The 289-nt window shown below is 47.4% G+C and carries 1 pseudogene; it reads left to right on the top strand.

The window, feature by feature from the left end:
• Nucleotides 1-289: pseudogene (locus tag A3739_RS29685) on the top strand (hypothetical protein); the annotation flags it as partial.

Here is a 289-nt window from a genome sequence, read left to right as displayed (position 1 = left end):
ATCGCGATCCCAGTATTGCAGCTGTGTATCATAATCCTGCAGGTCTAACGAACTTGAAAGACCGTCAGTTCGAAGTTGATCAGTATATTATCGGTCTCGATTTGGACGCTGCTTATATCGCCGGTGACGATTATGAGATATTTGGTCTAGAGGGCACGGGACTTAATACCTACGATCCTTCGGTTCCTAGAGATCCAGTGGTTGGGCCTGATGGCTACGGAGAAAGCCATACGAGTAAACCAGCGATTTACATTCCAGGATTTGGCCTTCAGCAATGGGTATGGAGTGG

This window comes from Oleiphilus sp. HI0067 (assembly GCF_001635735.1).
The sequence above is the reverse complement of the archived record's forward strand: the minus strand, read 5'-3'. Positions and strand labels throughout refer to the sequence as shown.